We start from the raw sequence: 271 nt of genomic DNA on the forward strand, positions 1-271 counted from the left end.
CTGAAATAGAATCCGGTGTGAATGCATTATCTGGATTATCCACGTCAGTACTGGTCAACGTTCCTGATGTCGTTACCGCTTTATCAGTCTCATCCACACTGACTGTTGCGGTACTGACTGTCGCTGCATCGTTAGTGCCATTAATCGTCACCTTGATGGTCGACGGTGTGCCATCAATAGACGAGACAGTGAAAGTCTCTTCGACTTTATCGCCGACGTTTAATTGGTTAAACGCACTGTTCGCGGTGAACGACCAATGACCATTGGCATC

General features: G+C 47.2%; 1 protein-coding gene. It reads right to left on the reverse strand.

From position 1 onward, the window contains the following. Positions 1-271: VCBS domain-containing protein (locus AB4323_RS24540; protein WP_372153565.1), on the reverse strand; the 271-nt coding region annotated here is incomplete at both ends.

The organism is Vibrio sp. 10N.261.52.C11 (genome assembly GCF_041471405.1).
Classification (GTDB): Bacteria; Pseudomonadota; Gammaproteobacteria; order Enterobacterales; family Vibrionaceae; genus Vibrio; species Vibrio crassostreae_C.